The sequence below is a fragment of the Actinokineospora diospyrosa genome (assembly GCF_024171925.1).
GTDB lineage: Bacteria > Actinomycetota > Actinomycetes > Mycobacteriales > Pseudonocardiaceae > Actinokineospora > Actinokineospora diospyrosa.
This window is the reverse complement of record NZ_JAMTCO010000008.1, coordinates 175,026-195,315: the sequence shown is the minus strand read 5'-3', so window position 1 is coordinate 195,315 and position 20,290 is coordinate 175,026. Positions and strand designations below refer to the sequence as shown.

At 70.9% G+C, this 20,290-nt stretch carries 23 protein-coding genes; 14 read left to right on the top strand and 9 right to left on the bottom strand.

Annotated features, from left to right (window positions below):
• The first annotated feature begins 81 nt into the window (after positions 1 to 81).
• The 6 genes from LV75_RS17030 to LV75_RS17005 all read left to right on the top strand — a co-directional run bounded on the left by LV75_RS17030 (position 82) and on the right by LV75_RS17005 (position 6,874).
• Positions 82 to 855: a helix-turn-helix transcriptional regulator gene (locus LV75_RS17030; protein WP_253887898.1), complete on the top strand. Its 774-nt coding sequence runs from the start codon at positions 82 to 84 to the stop codon at positions 853 to 855.
• A 185-nt stretch (positions 856 to 1,040) separates the two neighbouring features.
• The gene (locus LV75_RS17025; RefSeq protein ID WP_253887897.1) at positions 1,041 to 1,820 is read left to right on the top strand and encodes a DUF2306 domain-containing protein; all 780 of its coding nucleotides are present in this window, start codon (positions 1,041 to 1,043) and stop codon (positions 1,818 to 1,820) included.
• Between the two features lie 83 nt (positions 1,821 to 1,903).
• Positions 1,904 to 3,433, top strand: a complete 1,530-nt coding sequence (locus tag LV75_RS17020) for an FAD-binding oxidoreductase (protein WP_253887896.1) — start codon at positions 1,904 to 1,906, stop codon at positions 3,431 to 3,433.
• Positions 3,434 to 3,700: 267 nt separating this feature from the next.
• A complete protein-coding gene (locus tag LV75_RS17015) occupies positions 3,701 to 4,300 on the top strand; it encodes a dihydrofolate reductase family protein (RefSeq protein WP_253887895.1) in 600 nt (199 codons plus the stop codon).
• Between the two features lie 255 nt (positions 4,301 to 4,555).
• On the top strand, positions 4,556 to 5,821 hold the full coding sequence (locus tag LV75_RS17010; RefSeq protein WP_253887894.1) for an acyltransferase family protein: 1,266 nt from the start codon (positions 4,556 to 4,558) through the stop codon (positions 5,819 to 5,821).
• A 222-nt stretch (positions 5,822 to 6,043) separates the two neighbouring features.
• Complete coding sequence (locus LV75_RS17005) at positions 6,044 to 6,874, top strand: alpha/beta fold hydrolase (protein WP_253887893.1); 831 nt, start codon at positions 6,044 to 6,046, stop codon at positions 6,872 to 6,874.
• A gap of 183 nt (positions 6,875 to 7,057) precedes the next feature.
• Here the strand turns inward: LV75_RS17005 and LV75_RS17000 are convergent, their stop codons facing one another.
• Together LV75_RS17000 and LV75_RS16995 are read right to left on the bottom strand one after the other, a co-directional pair.
• Complete coding sequence (locus LV75_RS17000) at positions 7,058 to 7,759, bottom strand: class I SAM-dependent methyltransferase (protein ID WP_253887892.1); 702 nt, start codon at positions 7,757 to 7,759, stop codon at positions 7,058 to 7,060.
• An 80-nt stretch (positions 7,760 to 7,839) separates the two neighbouring features.
• Positions 7,840 to 8,238 (bottom strand): STAS domain-containing protein, encoded by a 399-nt coding sequence (locus tag LV75_RS16995; RefSeq protein WP_253887891.1) that lies wholly within the window; start codon positions 8,236 to 8,238, stop codon positions 7,840 to 7,842.
• Positions 8,239 to 8,367: 129 nt separating this feature from the next.
• Here LV75_RS16995 and add point away from each other — a divergent pair, with 129 nt between their 5' ends.
• From add to LV75_RS16980, 3 genes are all read left to right on the top strand, one after another.
• Positions 8,368 to 9,330 carry an adenosine deaminase gene (add, locus tag LV75_RS16990; protein ID WP_253887890.1) on the top strand — a complete coding sequence of 321 codons (963 nt, stop codon included), beginning with the start codon at positions 8,368 to 8,370 and terminating at the stop codon, positions 9,328 to 9,330.
• A 92-nt stretch (positions 9,331 to 9,422) separates the two neighbouring features.
• On the top strand, positions 9,423 to 9,689 hold the full coding sequence (locus LV75_RS16985; protein ID WP_253887889.1) for a hypothetical protein: 267 nt from the start codon (positions 9,423 to 9,425) through the stop codon (positions 9,687 to 9,689).
• A gap of 152 nt (positions 9,690 to 9,841) precedes the next feature.
• Positions 9,842 to 10,351, top strand: coding sequence for a DinB family protein (locus LV75_RS16980; protein ID WP_253887888.1), 510 nt, complete (start codon positions 9,842 to 9,844; stop codon positions 10,349 to 10,351).
• A gap of 62 nt (positions 10,352 to 10,413) precedes the next feature.
• Here the strand turns inward: LV75_RS16980 and LV75_RS16975 are convergent, their stop codons facing one another.
• Positions 10,414 to 11,511 carry a winged helix DNA-binding domain-containing protein gene (locus LV75_RS16975; RefSeq protein ID WP_253887887.1) on the bottom strand — a complete coding sequence of 366 codons (1,098 nt, stop codon included), beginning with the start codon at positions 11,509 to 11,511 and terminating at the stop codon, positions 10,414 to 10,416.
• A 119-nt stretch (positions 11,512 to 11,630) separates the two neighbouring features.
• On the opposite strand from LV75_RS16975, the gene LV75_RS16970 reads away from it, so the two are divergent.
• From LV75_RS16970 to LV75_RS16960, 3 genes are all read left to right on the top strand, one after another.
• The gene (locus tag LV75_RS16970; RefSeq protein ID WP_253887886.1) at positions 11,631 to 12,599 is read left to right on the top strand and encodes a helix-turn-helix transcriptional regulator; all 969 of its coding nucleotides are present in this window, start codon (positions 11,631 to 11,633) and stop codon (positions 12,597 to 12,599) included.
• A 91-nt stretch (positions 12,600 to 12,690) separates the two neighbouring features.
• Positions 12,691 to 13,605: a ferredoxin family protein gene (locus LV75_RS16965; protein WP_253887885.1), complete on the top strand. Its 915-nt coding sequence runs from the start codon at positions 12,691 to 12,693 to the stop codon at positions 13,603 to 13,605.
• Between the two features lies 1 nt (position 13,606).
• A complete protein-coding gene (locus LV75_RS16960) occupies positions 13,607 to 14,680 on the top strand; it encodes a DNA glycosylase AlkZ-like family protein (protein WP_301319323.1) in 1,074 nt (357 codons plus the stop codon).
• A 15-nt stretch (positions 14,681 to 14,695) separates the two neighbouring features.
• Here LV75_RS16960 and LV75_RS16955 read toward each other — a convergent pair whose 3' ends face one another.
• Positions 14,696 to 15,022, bottom strand: coding sequence for a hypothetical protein (locus LV75_RS16955; RefSeq protein WP_253887884.1), 327 nt, complete (start codon positions 15,020 to 15,022; stop codon positions 14,696 to 14,698).
• A 53-nt stretch (positions 15,023 to 15,075) separates the two neighbouring features.
• Here LV75_RS16955 and LV75_RS16950 point away from each other — a divergent pair, with 53 nt between their 5' ends.
• Positions 15,076 to 15,783 (top strand): methyltransferase, encoded by a 708-nt coding sequence (locus LV75_RS16950; protein ID WP_253887883.1) that lies wholly within the window; start codon positions 15,076 to 15,078, stop codon positions 15,781 to 15,783.
• Here LV75_RS16950 and LV75_RS16945 read toward each other — a convergent pair.
• Genes LV75_RS16945 through LV75_RS16925 form a run of 5 tightly spaced genes read right to left on the bottom strand, consistent with a single transcriptional unit; the run spans position 15,776 to position 19,136 of the window.
• Positions 15,776 to 16,213 (bottom strand): hypothetical protein, encoded by a 438-nt coding sequence (locus tag LV75_RS16945; protein ID WP_253887882.1) that lies wholly within the window; start codon positions 16,211 to 16,213, stop codon positions 15,776 to 15,778. The genes LV75_RS16950 and LV75_RS16945 overlap by 8 nt on opposite strands.
• Positions 16,213 to 16,674 (bottom strand): hypothetical protein, encoded by a 462-nt coding sequence (locus tag LV75_RS16940; RefSeq protein WP_253887881.1) that lies wholly within the window; start codon positions 16,672 to 16,674, stop codon positions 16,213 to 16,215. Before LV75_RS16940 ends, LV75_RS16945 begins: the two co-directional genes overlap by 1 nt.
• 34 nt (positions 16,675 to 16,708) lie before the next feature.
• Positions 16,709 to 17,842, bottom strand: coding sequence for an SPFH domain-containing protein (locus LV75_RS16935; protein WP_372504192.1), 1,134 nt, complete (start codon positions 17,840 to 17,842; stop codon positions 16,709 to 16,711).
• 15 nt (positions 17,843 to 17,857) lie between these two features.
• Complete coding sequence (locus tag LV75_RS16930; protein WP_253887880.1) at positions 17,858 to 18,283, bottom strand: NfeD family protein; 426 nt, start codon at positions 18,281 to 18,283, stop codon at positions 17,858 to 17,860.
• Positions 18,284 to 18,323: 40 nt separating this feature from the next.
• Positions 18,324 to 19,136, bottom strand: coding sequence for a DUF3097 domain-containing protein (locus LV75_RS16925; RefSeq protein ID WP_253887879.1), 813 nt, complete (start codon positions 19,134 to 19,136; stop codon positions 18,324 to 18,326).
• 283 nt (positions 19,137 to 19,419) lie between these two features.
• Between LV75_RS16925 and LV75_RS16920 the strand changes: the two genes are divergently transcribed.
• Positions 19,420 to 20,262 carry an LLM class F420-dependent oxidoreductase gene (locus LV75_RS16920; RefSeq protein WP_253887878.1) on the top strand — a complete coding sequence of 281 codons (843 nt, stop codon included), beginning with the start codon at positions 19,420 to 19,422 and terminating at the stop codon, positions 20,260 to 20,262.
• The last annotated feature ends 28 nt before the right edge of the window (positions 20,263 to 20,290 follow it).

The window sequence follows — 20,290 nt, the reverse complement described above, 5'->3', positions numbered from 1 at the left end:
CACCGACCCGCCCCTGCGCTTCACCAGTTCGATCCCGCGGCTGCGTGGACACAGCCGCCAGCGTCACCATGGGGGGTAGGGGTGGACGACGTCTTCGGCAACGCGGTCGACCGGGTCATCCGGCAGATGTACGACAACCTCGGCGGGCAGATCACCGTCGACGACCTCGCCAGGACCGCGCTCTACAGCAAGTTCCACTTCTCCCGCGCGTTCCAGCGCGTCACCGGCGTCCCACCGGGCCGCTTCCTGTCCGCGATGCGGCTGCTGGAGGCCAAGCGGCTGCTGCTGTCGACCACGATCAGCGTCACCGAGATCGGCCAGCAGGTCGGCTACGCCAGCATCGGCACCTTCAGCTCCCGCTTCAGCGACAACGTCGGCGCGCCGCCCTCGCTCTACCGCGAACTGGGCCGCGTCGGCACCGGCACCCTGCTCGAGGACGCCCCCGCTCCCCCGGTCCCGCCCGCCCCGCTGTTCCGCTACACCGTCCTGGGCCGCCCGGCGCCCAGCGCGCACCGGCGCCGGTGGCACTTGCTCGCCTATTCCGTCGCCGAAGGCGAGATCAACACAGTCGAAGGCGGAGTGAGCGGGACTGTCGAAGGCGAGGCGAACCGGCGCGAAGGCGGGCGCGAAGTCGACGGGCGCGCGTGCGGGATCGGTGGGGGCGCGGGCGGGGCGCAGCGGTTCGACGACGCGCACGGCACGGTGACCGGCTCGATCGGACAGATCCCGATCCGGCACGACACGGTCACCAGCTTCACCGGCCTGTGCCTGCGGCCCAAGCGCGGCCTCGACCCGCCGGTGTCGCTGGCCCTGCTGGAACTGCGGCCGGAGGCCTGCGGCACCCATGCGAACTGACCGCCTCCCGCGGTACCGCCGTCGGGCCCAACCCGCGCACCCGCGCACTCCCGCGCCTGCCAAGTGCAGCACTTTCGGAGAAGCGGCGGGCAGGGCCGTGCACGAGCCTGTTAGCCACGGCCGGCCGCCCCGGGCGTGCCCGCCTCGACCGCGGGGAGGGCTATCGCGGGAGAGGAACGAGCACCGTGACCCAGCACCTCGACAACCCCGGCCCGTCAGACACCCCGGGTGCAGGCACGCGAACACCCACCCAGAGCACACCCCGCCGAGAACCCGGTCGCCGCAAGCGCGTCCCGAGCCGGTTACCCCTGCTGCTCTTATCGGCCATCGGCGTCGCCTTCGTGGTGTACGTGGTCCGGCCGTACCTGACCTTCGACCCGGCACAGGCCCGGATCCCACCGCAGCACTCCCTGCACTACGCCTTCCTCGCCGGGCACGTGATCACCGGCTCGGTCGCCGTGCTGACCACCCTGCTGCAGCTGTGGCCGTGGCTGCGCCGCAAGCACCCCGCCGCGCACCGGCTCTCCGGCCGGGTCTACCTGCTCGCGGGCGCCATCCCCAGCGCACTGCTGGCCCTGGCCATGTACCCGGTCGCGTTCACCCCCGGCAGCGTCGCGGTCCTACTCGCCGCTCCACTGTGGACCATCGCCGCGGTTCTGGGCTGGGTGCGCGCCCGCCAGCACCGCTACGCCGAGCACCGCCGCTGGATGGTCTACAGCTTCGCCATCATGTGGGGCTTCGGCGTGTGGGGCTTCGCCATCGGCAACATCGGGATGCACTGGCTGGGCGTCAACCCGTTCATCGCCGTCGAGGCCGCCCGCTGGGTCGGCTGGGTCGGCACCCTGCTGATCGCGCACTGGTGGCTCGAACGCTCCGCGGGCCGCAACCTCGGCGGCGTCACCACCCGCGCCAGGAAGACCCCCGCCACCGCGACCACCGTCCAGCTCACCGTCCCGGACCTGTGACCACCGGAGGGCCCCGCGCGCTCCGGGTGACAGCGCGCGGCGCCCCGGGCGCCGCGCTCCACTGACGAACGAAGGGGATCACCATGCCCAGTCGCCGGGACTTCCTGCGCCTCGGTGTCGGGACCGGAGCCATCGCCGCGGTGGGGACCATCGGGTCCATCCCGTCGGCCGCCGCGCCCGCGGGCGGCCGGGGGACCAACTGGGACGCGCTGCGGCGCGCCCTGGCCGGCTCGCTCGTGCTGCCCGCCGACGCGGGCTACGACTTCGCCAGGCAACTCGCCGTCCAGGAGTACGACGCCGTCCGCCCCAAGGCGGTCGCCTACTGCACCTCGGCGCGCGACGTGCAGACCGTCATCAAGTTCGCCCAGGACAACGGCCTGCCCGCGGTCCCGCGCAGCGGCGGGCACAGCTTCGGCGGCTACTCCACCTCCAGCGGGATCGTCCTGGACGTCTCGCGGCTCAACCGGATCGAGGTGGGCGGCTCCACCGTCCGGATCGGACCGGGCAGCCAACAGGTCGACGTCCTCAACGCGCTGGCGCCGCGCGGGCTGTCGATGGTCGGCGGCACCTGCGCCACGGTCTGCGCGGGCGGGTTCATCCAGGGCGGCGGGATCGGCTTCCAGACCCGCAAGTACGGCCTGGCCGTCGACCGGCTCGTGTCGGCCACCGTCGTGCTGGCCAACGGCAGGCACGTGCGCGCCTCGGCCACCGAGAACCCGGACCTGTTCTGGGCGCTGCGCGGCAACGGCGGCGGCAACTACGGCGTCATCACCGACTACGAGGTCGCCCCCACCGACGTGCGGCACATGGTCAACTTCAACATCGTGTTCGACTGGGAGCACGCCCAGCGGGTCATCAAGGCGTTCCAGCCCTGGGCCTACGAGTCCTCCAACGACCTGGCCGCCTCGGCCACGATCATCAACGAGGACGCGGGCTCGGGCAACCCGCCGATCGTGGCCATCGGCGGCGCCTGGCACGGCACCGTCGCCGAGATCGACCGACTCCTCGACCAACTCGTCGCCGACGCCGGGGTCGAGCCGGTGTTCCGCGCCGCGCAGGAGAAGTCCTACTTCGACGCCATGATGGAGTGGTACGGCTGCGCCGAGAGCACCGTCGAGCAGTGCCACCGGATCGGCTACTCGCCGGAGGCGCAACTGTCGCGGATGCCCTACAACCGGATGCGCAACCGCATGTTCGCCGGGTACGTGCCCGAGAGCAACATCGACCGGATGCTCGCCGCCCTGGTCGCCGACGGCCGCGCGGGCCAGACCCGGCTGATCTACCTCGACACCTTCGGCGGCAAGGCCAACGAACCCGCCCGCACCGCCACCGCGTTCGTGCACCGCACCACCAAGATCCTCGCCGGTTTCGTCTGCGGCCTCAACAACCCGAACACCACCACCGAGGACACCCAGGCCGCCACCGCCTGGCTCGCCGCCGCGTTCCCCACCCTGGAGCCCGGCTCGCAGGGCGAGAGCTACCAGAACTTCTTCGACCCGGCACTGCCGGACTGGCGGCGCTCCTACTACGCGGAGAACTACGACCGGCTCACCAGGATCAAGCGCAAGTACGACCCGCACCAGTTCTTCCGCTTCGCCCGCAGCATCGGCTGAGCGGCGCGAAAAGCGGACCTGACCGGGCCTGGCGAAATAGCCGGGCCCGGTCATGAGCGACTCCGCGACCCGTTGCGCGACACCGCGGCATTCACCCCCGGTCATTCCTGGCGGGCACCGACCGGTAATGTGCCCGCCACACGACCGAGATGGTTGTTCCCCACCGGCGGTGTCACCGGCAACGGCGCGCGGACCGGGTCTCCCCCCATCCCGGATAAGCGCGACGAGCCGCGGTGAACGGCGAACAACGCCTAGATCGGAGCAGGCATGGGAAAAGTCAAATTCTCGTTGTCGATGTCACTCGACGGCTTTATCGCCGGGGTCGACGACCGGCCCGGCCAGGACATGGGTGAGGGCGGCGAGGCGCTGCACCACTGGGTGCACGGCGGGGTCCCGGGCAGCTTCGGCTGCACCGGCGTCGACCGCGAGGTCCTCGAGGAACTGCACGCCGCCAACGGCGCGATGATCGTGGGCAGGCGGATGTTCGACGTCGACGAGGCCTGGGGCGGCAACACCCCCGGCGACGTGCCGTGCTTCGTGCTCACCCACAACCCGCCGCAGGAGTGGGTGCGGCCGGACTCGCCGTTCACCTTCGTCACCGACGGAATCCACAGCGCCCTGGACCAGGCGCGGGCCGCCGCTGGCGACAAGGACGTCGAGGTGGCCAGCGCGAACGTCGTGCAGCAGTTCCTGCGCGCCGACCTCATCGACGAGTTCACCCTGCACCTGGCGCCCATCCTGCTCGGCAGGGGCATCCGGCTGTTCGAACGGCTCGACGACCTCAAGGTCAAGGCCGAGCGGACCCGGGTGCGCGAGTCCGGCTACGCCACCCACATCTCATTCCGGGTACTCAAAGACAACGGCTAGCGAAAACACCCGAACCGGCCACTGAATCGGCGCCGGTGGGCCATCCGGGCCCGTGCTCCACTTGGCACTCCGCCGAGCGGAGCACGGGCCCTGACCTTTGCGTCACCTGCGGTCACCGCATTCCAGAAGAAGCCAGGGTTCGCCGGTTCGAGAAAAATAGGCGATCGTCTCGACGGCGATCTGGAGGATCACATGGTGGCACCCGCGGCTGGCGGCAGCGCCGCACCCAGTACCGAGAAACAACGGGTTCCCCGATTGGAGGGTATCCGCGGGATCTGCGCGTTGGGCGTGGTCATCACGCACACCGCGTTCATCTCCGGACTCGTCGGCTCCTACGACTCCCCGCCGACCAACATGTTCGCCGCGGCCCTCATGTCCGGGTTCACGGTCAGCCTCTCCCCGTTCTTCGTGCTGTCCGGGCTGCTGCTGTACCGGCCGTTCGCCAGGGCGTCGCTGTCGGGCAAACCCGGCCCCGCGCTGGGCAAGTTCTTCACCCGCCGGGTGTTCCGGCTCTTACCCGCCTACTACCTGCTCACCCTGGTCTGCCTGTTCGTCCTCAACGCCAACTCCGTCGACAGCGTCTGGTACGTGCTGCGACCGCTGGTGCTGATGCAGAACTACGACGCGGTGTGGATGGCGGGCATGGACCCCACATGGTCGGTGCCCACCGAGATGCAGTTCTACCTCGTGCTGCCGCTGCTGGCCTGGCTCATGGGCAAACTCGGCCGCACCGGCGCCACCATGGACCAGCGGGTCCGCCGGATGATGATCGTGCCCGCCGTCATGCTGGTGCTGAACTTCCCGTGGATCATCTACCTGCACTGGGGCCACCTGGGCCCCTACCCCAAGGAGTACTTCTGGCCCTTCGCCCAGCTGGGCGTGTTCGCCATCGGCATGGCGATGGCCGTCATCTCCGCCCGCGCGCAACTCGAACCCGACCGGGTCCCCGCCCTGCACCGGGTCGTCGCCGCGCACCCCAACGCGTTCTGGCTGGCCGCCGCGGCGCTGTTCGTGGTGAACTGCTTCTCCCCGTTCGCCAGGATCGGCTACTTCGACTTCCCCTACTCCGCGGCCGCGGTCGTGCAGCTCACCACGTTCCTGCTGTGGGGGCCCGCGGTGGTGCTTCCGCTGTCGGTCCCCGGCGCCGCCTCGAAGTTCCAGGACGCCGTGCTCACCAACCTCCCGGTGCGCTACCTGGGCCGGGTCTCCTACGGCATCTACCTGTGGCACTTCGCGGTCATCTACTTCTGGTTCCAGAACGGCAGCATCTTCGGCAACGACCCGGTCGGCGTCACCGCCTTCCGCGGCCGCAACAGCTTCCTGGAACTGATCACCGTGGTCGTGCTCGCCTGCGTGGTCATGGCGACGATCAGCTACTTCCTGGTGGAACGGCCGCTGCAGCGCCTGTCCGACCGGATCACCCGACCACCGGCACCGACCCCGGCCGCGGGCGCCGACCCGGTGGCCACCGTCGTGGTGCCCAACCCGGTCACCGCCACCCCGGCCAGCCAACGCGAATAGCACCCGGACGGGGTGAAACGCCTGCCGCGCCTGGAATCGCGCCGCTGCGGAGCGCACGATGGAAGAACAGGCGGGCGGGCGCCACTCCTACAATGACCACACGGTGGACCGCCGCCGGGCGGGGCGCAGACGCCGCCCGGCGCGGGTTCCCCCGCGTGCCGTGACCTCTCGTCCCGGCCGACCACCGGCGTGTTGTCGCCTCTCCTCGACCGAAAGTGTGAGATGTCAGAATCAACTCGCGAAGCCAAACTCGACGTCCCCGGGGCGACGCTGCACTACGAGGTGACCGGGTCCGGTCCGGTGCTGCTGCTGATCACCGGCGCGCCCGCCGACGCGACGAGCTTCGCAGGCCTGGTCCCGGTGCTGGCCGCGAACTACACCGTCGTCACCTTCGACCCGCGCGGCTACACCCGCAGCAGCCTGCAGGGTGAGCCGGTCGAGCAGCACCTCGAGGAGCACGCCGACGACGCGCACCGCCTGCTCGCCGAGGTCACCTCCGAACCCGCCTACGTGCTGGGCACCAGCGGCGGCGCGCTCGTGGGCATCGAGCTGGCCATCCAGCACCCCGAGCAGGTCAAGGTCCTGGTCGCGCACGAGCCCGCCGCGATCGACGTGCTGCCCGACGGACAGCAGTGGCGCGAGTACTTCGACGAGGTCGTCGACACCTTCCACAAGGAGGGCGCCTTCCCCGCGGTCGGCAAGTTCGTCAAGATCGTCGGGGTCAACCCCGAGGACATGCCCGCCCAGCCGGAGCCGACCCCGGAGATGCTCGCGGGCATGGAGCAGATGCGGAAGAACTTCGAGCTGTTCTTCCCCTACCAGCTGCAGCAGTTCACCCAGGGCACGCCCGACATCGCCGCCCTCAAGGACGCCTCCCCCCGGGTCGTCTGGGCCGGTGGCGCCGGGTCCCGCGGCCTGCCCTGCTACGAGGCCACCGCGAAGCTCGCCGAGCTCTACGGCGAGGACCTCGTCGAGTTCCCCGGCGACCACCAGGGCCTCATGACCCACCCCGCGGAGTTCTCCGCCGCACTGGAGTCCGCGCTGCGACCCTGATCGACACCGCGGACCCGTCGACACCGCGGCCCTGATCGAGACGTCGCCGGTGCGCGGTGCCCACACCCGCACCGGCGACACCACTGGAGCGGGCGGGCGAAGGGGATCCCTCCCCCCGGGACCCCTTCGCCCGCTTGCGCCACCCGAGCCCCGGCCCCGCCGGGGCTTTTCGCGTTCCCGGGCTCAGGTGGCCAGGTGGTGGAAGTCCTGGGTGCAGGAGAACACGTAGCTGCCCGCCGCCCGGAACCGCTGCTCGATGTAGTCCTCGACCAGGTCCCTGGTGACCGGCAACGGCGCCAACCCGAGGATGAACGCCGCGACCTCCACCGCGGTGTCGAGATCGGGCACCTGCACGAACGACGGCACCGTGTGCGTCTCGGCGGCGACCACCCGGGTGAGGTCGAACCGGGGCCCGCCGAACTCGCGCAACATGACCATGCAGTCACTGCCGGGGTTCTGCATCGCGACCACGCACTGGCCCCCTGGCGCGGTCCACGACGCGAGGGCGGCCAGGTGCTCGGCCCACAGGTCCGGGTGCACGTAGTACAGGACGTGCCCGCAGAACACCAGATCCGCCCCGGCCCCCGGCTCCGCCGCCAGGATCGGCACGTCGATGATCTCCGCGCCGGGCACCCGGCCCGCCAGCTGCGCCCGCAACGCCGGGTTGGGCTCGATGGCGACCACCCGCTCGAACCGCTCGGCCAGGTGCGCGGTGGTGTCCCCGGTCCCCGCCCCGGCGTCGACGAACACCGCCCGCCGCGCCAACCCGTCGGCCACCTGCTCCAGGTAGCGGTTGGCCTTGCGCTTCTGGTCGGTGTGCGCCAGGAACGTCGCGAACGGGCTCTCGTACTGGTCGCTGAGGGCGTCCAACCGGGGGAAGTCCACCGGCCAACAGTGCTGCGCCCCGCGCGCTCCCGCCACCCGGCTGTCACCGCATCGAGTGACGCGACCGGACACCGCGGGCGCTAGGCGATCAGCCACCCGGTGGCCGCGCGCGGGCGGGTGACCTCGACCGGCCGCAGCCCCGGGATGATCGTGATGTCCTCGTGCAGGCGGGTCACGTGCAGTCCGGTGAGGACGGGACCGCTGGCCACCACGCGCAGGGTCCGGCCGCGGCGCGCGCAGGCCCGGTGGGCGCGCACCAGGACCGCGGTGCTGGCCCAGCTCAGGAACGTGACCTCGGTGAGGTCCACGCACACCCGGGTCGTCTCGTCCGCCGCGGTGCAGGCCCGCATGACCTCCTCGTGCCAGGGCGACTCGGTGGCCAGGTCGATGCGGCCCACCGCGGCGATGGTGACGTGGCGGCCGGTGCGCGCGACGGTGAGGGTGAGTCTGCGGTCGGGCTGGGCGAAGGTCAGTGCCACGGTGGATCCGGCCCCTTTCGCTCGAGGTGTGCCTGCTACCCCCTAAGAGCACCGGCAGCAGTGGAAAGGTTGCCGGTGGAACGGGAAAACCGGCGGCGATCTTGCCCCGAAGGCTTCTAGCCTGGTGGTGTGCGGGACTTGGTCGCGTTGCCGAAGGCGCATTTGCACGTCCACCTGGAGAGCACGGTGCGGGCGGCGACCCTGGCGCACTGGGCGGCGCGCGAGGGCGTCCCGGTGCCACCGGGCGGGCCGTTCCGCGGTTTCCGGGCCTTCGCCGACCGCAACTCCCTCGTCCGCGCGCTGGCACGGTCCGCAGAGGACTTCCACCGGCTCGCCGTGGAGTTCTGCGCGGACGAGGCCGCGCAGGGAACGCACTACGCGGAGGTCACCTTCACCGCCGCCTCCCACGGCGAACGACTCGACGACCTCCACATGCCCCTGGCCGCGGTCGTCGCCGGACTGCGCGAAGGCCAACGCGCACACGGGATCACCGTGCGCCTGCTACTGGACCACTCACGCCGCCAGTCGGTGGCGCGACTGGAACGCACAGTGGAGTTGGCCGCCCGCCACAACGACATCGTGGTCGGGATCGGACTCGCCGGGGACGAGGCGTTCCCGCTGGCGCCCTTCGCCGGGGTCCTGCGGGAAGCACAACAGGCAGGGCTGCGGATGGTGCACCACGCCGGGGAATCAGCGGGCGCCGACAGCGTCCGCGAAGCCGTCGAACTCGGCGGCGCCCAACGCATCGGGCACGGGTTCCGCGCGCTGGAGGACCCGTCGGTGATGGCACTGCTGCGGGAACGAGGAATCCCGGTCGAGGTGTGCGTCTCGTCGAACGTGGCCCTGGGACTCGTGCCCTCGCCCGCGGCGCACCCGGTGCGGCGGCTGCTCGACGCCGGGGTGGCGGTGACGGTCAACACCGACGTGCCGGACGTGACCGGCCGCGGCCTGGCCGAGGAGTACGCGCTGTGGCGCGACGAGCTGGGATTCGACGACGCGGCACTGGCCGCCGCCGCGATCGCGGCGGCGGGGTTCGCGCCGCCACGGGTGCGGGACGGGTTGGTGTCGGGAGCTGTTCGGTGGCTGGGGTGAGCAGGGGTGGCGGGTGCTTTCGTGGCGCGGGAACCTGCCGATAAGGCCTGTGATCGGTGCCACGCGGATGTGGGGTTCTGGGGAGGTCTGTGATGACGGAGAACGAGACGCGCGCGCTTCGGCACGCGGCTGAGGGTTCGGTGCTGTTCCACTCGGGGTTGTGGGGCGCGCCGTTGAGCTTCCTGTGGGCGGGATCGGATGGTGGGCCCGCGGGGCACGTGCCGCAGTGGGTGGCCGAGGCGCTGACGGTGTTGGAGCGGCGGGGCTTGGTGGTGTTCCGGGTGGTGTTGGGGACCCGGGATGTGGCGGTGCGAGTGACCGAGGCGGGGATGCAGGTGCTGGGCAAGCGCAGCGCTTAAGCACGAGTATCCAATGGCCGACTAAGCGAGTTAGTGCTGGTCACAGCCTTGCCGGCAACCCTCATCCTCAGGTTGAGGTTTATGGCTGCTGGCGTGGGGCAACCCTCGACTTCACGGTTACCCCTGCCCCCGATTCCCCTAGAGTGGGTGCCATGTCGATCACCGGGTCGGACCGCAGTTGGCCCCGTACCGATGCTGATGACGAACTCCGGCTGCAGTGGGAGTTCCTCGCGTTCCTGCGGGCCACTGTGCTGATCAAGGCCGACGGGCTCACCCCGGCGCAGGCCACTGAGACACCGGTGCCGACCTCGCCGGTGCTGAGCGTGCTGGGGATCGTGAAGCACCTGACCGCCGTCGAGCGCTACTGGATCACTCGCACAGCGGGTGGCTCGGACGAGCCGTCGCTCTGGGAGCCCGACGATGTGCATGCCGAGTGGCGCATCCGACCTGAAGACACCACCACCGCGGTGCTGGCCGCCTATCGCGACGAGTGGGCCATCTCAGAGCGGGCCATCGCCAGCCTCGCCCCCGAGGACCACGCTCGCCGGGATCCCGAGCGCACCCTGCGCTGGGTTCTGACCCACGTGATCCAGGAGACCGCCCGCCACGTCGGCCACCTGGACCTCCTGCGCGAGTACCTGGACGGCACCACCGGCGAGTAGCTAGTGGCGCGACCCAGAACGTCGACCATGTCTCGACCCGCCCAACGTTCTGAGTCGAGCCACTAGGCGTAGTGGATCTCGACCGTGTCCGCGTCCGGGTCGGTGACCGCCAGCAGTCGCCGGGCTTCAGGCTCAATCGCTCGACGGTCCTTGGCGGAGATCTTCGCCAGCGGGGTGATCGTCAGCACCGCGGTGCGCTTGGTCCGCTGGGTGCCCCACATCCCAACCACCACGCCGTCCACCAGGACGGTGGGTCGGACGTTGCCGTTGCCGGTACCCATGATCACCGGCTTGCGGTGCTCGTCGGCGATCACCCGAGAGCGGTCGGCGTGGGAGAGGATCAGGTTGTCGAACGCGGCGACCAAGCGCACCGGGGCAGGGGTGTCCGGGTCCGGGCGGGGCGCTTCGGGCAAGTCGTAGAGCACGCGGTCCGCTTCGTCGCGGAAGGTGACGAGATCCGCTTGGCGCTCGAACACTTCCCGCAGGCCGGTGAGCCCGGACCACATCTGCGCGTCGGCGGGCGTGGCGGGCCCGAACGCGGCCAGGTAGCGGCGGATCACGGTGTCGGGGGACATCGCTGCCGCGTTGGTTTCGGGCAGCCAGGCGGCCAGCGTGGTGTGTTTGGCCTGCCCGGAGGACCCCCACAGGCCACGGGGCGGCACCTGCACCAGCCCAACCTGCGTCCGCACAAGCGCAGCCAACCGGTCCGGCTCGTGGTTCGGCCACCGCACAGCCAAACGCCGCCCCAACTCCGCCGCCGTCAAGGGCTCCTCGGCAACAATCCCCGCCCCAACCGCCGCAACCTCATCGTGATCGACGTCGTCAAACGCCCGACCCACGGTTGCCCGGAAGCCTCGGACAAGCACGGGCGCCAGCAGCCCGCGCAGTGGCTCGGCGTCACGGGAGTCGACCAAGTGGATGGTGGAACGCATCAGCGCCAGGCGCACCACCTGGCGGGAGGAAAGCAGGTCAGCCAGGTCGGCCAGAGCGAAGTCGGCCAGCCGCGACCAGAGACCGATGTAGGGCGGGTTCGGGGCTTGAGCCTGCAGGCCAACCAGGTGGCGCACCGCTTCCAGTGGTGACACCGATACTCGCTCGAGGAGGAACTGCCGGGCCAGCAGAGCACGGTTAAGGGCGCGACGGGTCAAGACCGGGGACACCGGGCGAACACTAGCGGCGCGCCTGGGGACGGTGGCCGCGTATTGCCCCAGGACTGGCTCGCCTGCGGCGTCGCCATTGCGGACCGCTGTGGTCCGCAATAGGTGTCAGACTGGGCGGCATGTTGGAGACCTCGGCCCGGTTGCTGCGCCTGCTGTCACTGCTGCAGACCCGCCGCGACTGGTCCGGCGCGGACCTGGCCGACCGGCTCGGCGTCACCGACCGCACGGTGCGCCGTGATGTCGACAAGCTCCGGTCGCTGGGGTACCCCGTGCACGCCTCCACCGGCACCACCGGCGGCTACCGCCTCGGCGCAGGAGCCGCACTGCCGCCCCTGCTGCTCGACGACGAGGAAGCCGTGGCCGTCGCGATCGGGCTGCGCAGTGCCTCCGGCGGCACCGTCGCGGGCATCGAAGAGACCTCCGTGCGGGCGCTGGCCAAACTCGAACAGGTCCTGCCCTCCCGCCTGCGCAACCGCGTCAACGCACTGCAGTCGGCCATGCTCGCGATCCCCGGCCGCGGCCCCACCGTCGACCCCGACACCCTCTCCACCATCGCCTCCGCCTGCCGCGACCACGAACGACTCCGCTTCGACTACCGCCACCGCGACGGCGAGAACACCCTGCGCCAAGTCGAACCGCTGCGCCTCGTGCACACCGGCCGCCGCTGGTACCTCGTCGGCTTCGACGTCGACCGCGACGACTGGCGCACCTTCCGCGTCGACCGCCTCACCCCCCGCACCCCCACAGGCCCCCGCTTCACCCCCCGCGAACCACCCGCCGACGACATGGCCGCCTACACCGCCTACGGCCTCAGCAACGCCGCCTACCGCTACCAGGCCGTCGTCACCCTCCACATGTCGATGACCGACGCCGCCGAACACATCACCAGCACCGCAGGCATCCTCGAACCCCTCGACGAGCACCGCTGCACCCTGCGCGCGGGCTCCAACTCCCTCGACGGCCTCGCCATCTGGGTCTCCCTCATCGGCTGCGACTTCGAGGTCCACTCACCACCGGAACTCCTCGACCGCATCACCGGCGTCGCCGAACGCCTCGGCCGCGCCGCGCACCGATCACAACCCCGGTGACCACCCCGGCACCGCCCACCGACACCACGTCACCCGGCAAACACGCCGGGTGCACTCGAACGGCGGTATCTTCCGTGAGAGCCTTGTGCCGATGGCGACCACTCCCCCGGCGCTGCCCGCCACCGCCTGCTCCGCGGTGTCGCGCGCGCTCGACGAACCCTTCGCTGGCAGCGCCGCGACTGCCACCACCTGGCTGTGCCTGGAACAACCCGGCCCCTGGGGACGCGACGCCCTCACCCAGAGCCACCTCGACACCGGCGTCGCCGCCGAACTCACCGCCCGCGCCAAAGGCACCGGCGTCCGCGTCGTCCTCATCCGCCGCCCAGGCCCCCACCCCGACCGCCACCGCCCCACCCCCCGCCAGGTCTACCTCGCCCACACCACCCCCGGCCGCGCCTTCCTGCGCCGCGACACCTTCACCGACCCCAAACTCCTGCTCGACCTCGACTTCCCCGCCGCGGGCGCGGGCGAGGTCGGCGGCTTCGGCGAACCCGTCACCTGGCCCGTCCTGCTGGTGTGCACCAACGGCCGCCGCGACCTGTGCTGCGCCGTCCGCGGCCGCCCCATCGTCGCCGACCTCGCCACCACCCACGGCGACGCCGTCTGGGAATGCACCCACATCGGGGGACACCGCTTCGCCCCCACCGGGCTACTGCTACCCACCGGCTACACCTACGGCGACCTCACCACCGACCGCGCCCGCGCCCTGCTCACCGGCACCGCCGTGCGCACCGACCGCTGCCGGGGCCGCTCCACCTGGCCCCCCGCCGGACAAACCGCCGAACTCGCCGTCCGCGACCTCACCAACACCACCCACCCCGACGTCCTGCGCGTGCGCGACCCCGAACTCGACGACGACGGCCACTGGCGCGTCGCCGTCACCCACGTCGACGGCCGCGGCTGGCGCGTCACCATCGCCGAACACCACACCGGCCCCGACCGCCCCGCCAGCTGCGGCGCCACCCCAGGCCCCGTCACCACCCACCACGTGATCCGGATCGACTGACATGGCAACCACCACCCGCGCCCAAGTCCTCGCCTACCGCGTCGCCCGCCACGGCCTGCACCGCGACACCACCGACCCCACCGCACTCGCCGTCTTCGACCTCGGCGTCCAAGACGCGGGCAGCCGCTCACCCCACGTCGCCCTCGCCGCCCGCCTGCCCACCGACGCACCACTGCGCGGCTTCACCACCACCTGGGCCCACCGCGGCGCCCCACACCTGCTGCGCACCCGCGACATCCCCGACCTCGCCACCGCCCTGTGGCCGCGCACCGACGCCGACGCCACCGCCCGCCTCAGCGGCTGCGGCACCGCACTGCGCCGCGCGGGCATCCCCGGCCTCGACGCCTACACCGCCGCCGCCCACGCGATGCGCGACACCGTCGACACCGAGAAACCCCGCGGCCAGGTCAGCACCGAGATCACCGCCCGACTCCCCGCGCCCTACGCCTACGACTGCACCGTCTGCGCCGCCACCCACATCTACGGCAGCCTCTTCCAGATCATCGGCCTCTTCGCGGGCATCAGCGTCCACGCCGACACCCGCCCCACCCGACTACGCCCACTCCCCGACCGCCACCCCGTACCGCAGCGCAGCACCGGCGCCACCCCCGTCATCGAGGCCTACCTGCGCCTGCACGGCCCCGCCACCACCGCCGAGGTCGCCGCCTTCCTCGACACCACCCAAACCCAGGTCAAACCCGTCTGGCCCGACGACCTCATCGACCTCGGCGACGGCCGCTGGTTCCCCGAAACCGACCTCGACGCCCTGCGCACCGCACCCGACCCCGACGTGCTGCGCCTGCTGCCCCCGCTCGACCCGTGGCTGCAAACCCGCGACCGCGCCCTCATCGTCCCCGACGACACCCACCGCAAACGCCTCTGGCGCATGATCGGCAACCCCGGCGCCGTCCTCGACCGCGGCGAGATCGTCGGCATCTGGCGCACCAAGACCAGCGGCAAAACCCTCACCATCACCGTCGAACCGTTCACCGGCACCACCCGCGACCTCACCGCCGAAGCCGAACGCGTCGCCACCGCCCGCGGCTTCCGCGACGTCCGCCTCACCACCGCCTGACCACACCAGGCCTGATCACAACAGCGCCTCGCTGTGGTGCGCCGGATCCCGGGGACACACCCACCGCACACCACACCCGACCACCCGCGGCGACAACGGGTGCTGGTGCCCCGGACACGCGGGCAACGCCCGACCCCAGTACGCCTCGATCGCGTGGTCCTGCACCTGACTCGCCATCGCCGCCACCGCGTCCGCCAACGGCACCGTCAACGCCAGGTACACCACCTCCGACACCCGGTCGTCCCCCACGGTCACCCGCACCTCACCGGGCCCCGGCTCGACCAACTTCACCCGCCAACCGATGTCCAACCGCGCCAAGACCCGCGTGACGTACTCGAGCACCGCACACAGATAGCACGCCGAAACCCAGGTGCGCGGCCGAATACGGTCAAGAGGTGGACCACGAAACCCCGCCACACCGGAGTTCGCTGCCCGACGACCACGTGGCACGCATCCGGCGCTGGCACGAAGCCGCCCACCGCGACTCCACCACCCGCCCCGACCACACCGTCGACTACCTCGGCCGCACCCTGCACATCCCACCCGACGTGCACCCCATCACCGGCACCTCCCACCTGCTCGGCCAAGCCGTCCTCGACGAGGTCCGCTCCACCGACCGCGTCCTGGACATGGGCACCGGCAGCGGCGTCAACGCCATCCTCGCCGCCGCCACCGCCCGCGAGGTCCTGGCCGTCGACACCAACCCCAGCGCCATCACCACCACCCGGGCCAACGCCGCCCGCAACGGCGTCACCCTCACCGCCCGCCACAGCGACGTCTTCAGCGCCGTCGACGGCCGCTTCGACCTGATCATCTTCGACCCGCCGTTCCGCTGGTTCGCCCCCCGCGACACCCTCGAAACAGCCACCACCGACCACCACTACCGCGCGATGAACACCTTCTTCGCCCAGGTCAGCGCGCACATGACCGACACAGCACGCCTGCTCATCTTCTTCGGCACCTCCGGCGACCTCGACCACCTGCACACCCGGGCCGCCGCCGCAGGCCTCACCAGCCAGACCCTCGCCACCACACAACACACCCGAGACGACTGGACCGTGGACTACTTCACCTACCGAATGACCCGCGCACCAGTCACATGAACATCGCGTAGAACAACACCTCACCGGAGTCCCGCGCCGCCCGGGCCACCCGCACCAGCGCACCGACCCACACCACCACCGCGTCCGGGTCGTCCAACTCCTCCTGCGACGCCCACCGCCGCGCCACAGCGTCCACATCCGACACGCCGGCTAACGCGTCCCGGGTCCCGGCGTCCCACTCGTACACGAACGGCCCCGTCATCCACGGGTCACCAGCGGGCACCGGCCCCTCCGGCTCCGGGCTGCTCGGCCACACCCGCCGCTCCACGACCTCGTGCCCGGTCAACCCCACCAACCGGTCCACCACACCATCGAGCGCGAACCACTTCGCCGACACACCATCGAAAGCCGGGAACGTCACCCGATCCGACACCCCACGCAGCACCGCAGCCACATCAGGAGCCCTGAAGTACTCGAACTCAATACCCATCAGAGGCACACCCAGCAGAACAACGACTCACCAGCGTCGCGCGCACGACGCGCCAAAGCCACCAACTCGGCCACAAACGGCTCCCACTCGGCAGCCTCGCCGAAGACCTCCTCGGCCTCGACCCACACCGCCGTCACCGCGGCCACATCAGACACCCCGGCCAGCGCATCCCTGACCGGGGCATCCAGCTCCGACACCCAAGGACCCTCAGCCCACGGATCACCCTCTTCGGGGACATCCGTGGGCGGAGGCGACGTCGGCCACACCGGCCGCGAATCCAGGTCCTCATAGGACCCACCGAGCGCCGCAGCCACCAACTGACCCAACACCACATCCGGATCAACCGACTTCGCCTGCACCCCGTCGAACTCCCCGACCGGCGACGCCGCCTCGGAAAGCTCCAGGTACCGCACGACAACACCGGCATCCGCGGCACGGAAGTAGTCCGTCAACACACCCATGCCAGCATTCAAACACCCACCACCGACAGCCGCGCTACGGCAGCGGCGGCACCAAACCAGCGGCAGGCGGGTCGACCTCCTTGCGCGCGACCTCCTCAGCCGCCCGCACCGCCCTCGCGACCTCCGGATCCGTCGAGGTGTCGAACCACTCCGCCACCTCCTCCTCATCGGACTGCGGCCGCGACGACACCGCCTCCTCAGAGGGCTCGTACCGGAACACCCCGTCGTCGGACTTGATCCCGAACTGCCGCGCGAACCCCTCCAACGCCTTCCCGAAGTCCGTCGGGATCATCCACACCTTGTTCGCGTCACCCTTGGCCATCTCCGGCAACGTCTGCAAGTACTGGTACGCCAACACCTCCGGCGTCGGCCGCCCCGCCTTGATCGCCGCGAACACCTTCTCGATCGCCTTCGCCTGACCCTGCGCCTGCAGGTACCGCGCCGCCCGCTCACCCTGCGCCCGCAGGATCCGCGACTGCCGCTCCGCCTCAGCGGCCATGATCGTCGCCTGCTTCGCGCCCTCGGCCGCCAGGATCTGGCTCTGCTTCGACCCCTCAGCGGTCTTGATCGCCGCCTCCCGCTGGCCCTCCGCGGTCAGGATGATCGCGCGCTTCTCCCGGTCCGCGCGCATCTGCTTCTCCATCGAGTCCTGGATGGACGGCGGCGGGTCGATCGCCTTCAACTCCACCCGGGCCACCCGGATCCCCCACCGCCCGGTCTCCTCGTCGAGCACCCCGCGCAGCTGACCGTTGATGTGGTCGCGGGAGGTCAACGTCTCCTCCAGGCTCATCCCACCGACCACGTTGCGCAGCGTCGTCGTGGTCAACTGCTCCACCGCGATGATGTAGTTCGCGATCTCGTAGACCGCCGCCCGCGAATCGGTCACCTGGAAGTACACCACCGTGTCGATCGACACCGTCAGGTTGTCCTGCGTGATCACCGGCTGCGGCGGGAACGACACCACCTGCTCGCGCAGATCGATCCGCGCCCGGATCCGGTCCATGAACGGCAGCAGGAAGTTCAACCCCGGCTCGGCCACCGTGCGGAACCGACCCAGGCGCTCGATCACCGCCGACTGCGCCTGCGGGATCACCTTGATCGACTTGATCATGACGACCAACACGAAGAACACCACCACGGCGCCAACGATCAGCCCGACGTCCACCACAGCCTCCAACCCGACCTACTGGTCAGCCCACACCACCGCGGTCGCCCCGGCGATCTCCATGACCGTCACCGGGGTTCCCGGCTCCAACACCTGCGTGGCGTCCAAGGCGCGGGCCGACCACTCCTGCCCGCGCAACTTCACCCGCCCACCGTGCTCATCCACCCGCGCCACCACGACCGCCCGCTCCCCCACCAGCGCGGCCACGTTGTCGCGCACGTGCGCCCCACCCAACCTGCGCCGCAACACCGGCCGCGCCAACGTCGTCAACGCCAACGACGTCACCGCGAACACCGCCACGCTCAGCAGCGGCACCCCGAACAACGCCTCCGCGCCCGCGCCAGCCAACCCGGCGACACCGAGCATGACCAGCACGAAATCACCGGACAGAACCTCCGCCGCGATCAGCAGCAGCCCGCCGACGAGCCAGATCAGTGCCGCCATGCGATCATCCTCGCAGATCGGACCCGGGACCGGGCCCCGATCACACCGAACCGGTGTCGGTCACGAAATCGATCAACCGCTCGACCGCGCCGACCAGCGGTGCCTCCAGGTCCCGGAACCCCGACACCGCCGAGCGCACCCGCCGCCACCCGTCAGCCGGGTCACCCCAGCCCAGGGCCGCGCACACGCCGTCCTTCCACGCTACGCCCCGCGGCACCACCGGCCACGCCGCGATCCCCAGCACCGACGGCTTCACCGCCTGCCAGATGTCCACATAGGGATGACCGGTCACCAGCACGTGCTCGTCGCGCACCCCCGCGACGATCCGCGACTCCTTGCTGCCCGCCACCAGGTGGTCGACCAACACCCCCAACCGCCGGTGCGGCCCGGTCCCGAACTCGGCGACCCGCTCAACGAGGTTGTCCACCCCGTCCAACGGCTCCACCACGACACCCTCGACCCGCAGGTCGTGCCCCCACACCAACTCCACCAGCTCGGCGTCGTGGATGCCCTCCACCCAGATCCGACTCGCCTTCGCCGTCCTGGCCCGCAGCCCCTCGACCCGCGTCGACCCTGAGGCCGACCGCTTCGGCGCCACCGCCGCCTTGGCGGGCATCGGCCGCACCAACGTCACCGGCTTGCCGTCCACCAGGAACCCCGCGGGCGCCAACGGGAACAGCCGATGCCGACCCTGCCGGTCCTCCAGCACCACGTTGCCGTACTCGAACCGCACCACCGCACCGCAGAACCCGCTGGCCGGGTCCTCCACCACGAGCCCGTTCTCGGCGATCACCTCCGGCACCTGCCGCCGCGGCCTGCCAGAGGTGATGTCCCCGTATCCCTGAGAGCGCACGGCCGCCACCGTAGCGACCCGCTCCGCCCCCGCTCCCCAGCCACGCCGAGGCCCTGTCGTCTGGTGCGGGTTTTGTGTGGCTGGAGGTTCTGAGGTTCCGGCGTGCCCGGATTGGTACACCTTCTATTATCTTGATAGCTAATAGTGAATATTGAGATGAGGGGAGACGGTGGTCGGGGTGACCGGAGACTCCGGTGGACCCTCTGGCCGAACCGGGTGGGCGCGCCGAGAATCGGGGGCCACATCGAAGATCAACCGGAGGTGTCCGCTCGTGGAGCCAGGCGTGTACGGGTTGAGTGCGAAGGCCACGCTCGGACCGGCCGAGACCGCGCGGTTGGCCGGGCTGGCCGAAGACCTCGGCTACCGGTCCTGGTGGTGCGGGGACCACGTGGTCCTGCCCAGCCCGCGGGTGCCCGAGTCGCCGATGGCGCCGGAGGACCCGATCCTGGACCCGCTGGTCCACCTGACCTACGTGGCCGCGCTGACCGAGCGGATCGAACTCGGCACCGGCATCGTGATCCTGCCGCAGCGCAACCCGCTGGTACTGGCCAAGCAGGCCGCGAGCCTGGACGTGCTGTCGGGCGGCCGCCTCCTGCTCGGCGTTGCGGGCGGCTACCTGGAGCCCGAACTCGCCGCGCTCGGCGTGCCGATGTCCGAACGCGGCAGCCGCACCGACGAGTACATCGACGTCCTGCGGGCACTGTGGAACGACCCCGCGCCGGTCGCCTTCCACGGCGAGCACGTGTCCTTCGACAACCTCGACGCCAACCCCCGCCCGGTCACGCCCGGCGGCCCCCGCGTCGTCGTCGGCGGCCACAGCCCCGCGGCCTTCCGCCGAGCCGTCGCCCGCGGCCACGGCTGGTTCGGAACCGGCTCATCACCTGACGCCCTCGCCGAACACCTGCGCGGCCTGGCCCGCGCCGCCGACCAGGTCGAACGCCCAGCCCACCTCGGCCAACTCGAAATCAACTTCATGCAGGTGGACCTGGTCGAAGTCACCGCAACCGCAGCCCACCGCTACGCCGCTCTAGGCGTCACCCGCCTCACCGTCTACCCCCTCCCCCTCGACGACGCCGACGACGTCGCGCGCTTCCTCGAGCGACACGCCGCCCTCCCCCGCGAGTAACCCAGCAACGCCAAGCACCGCCCAGGGG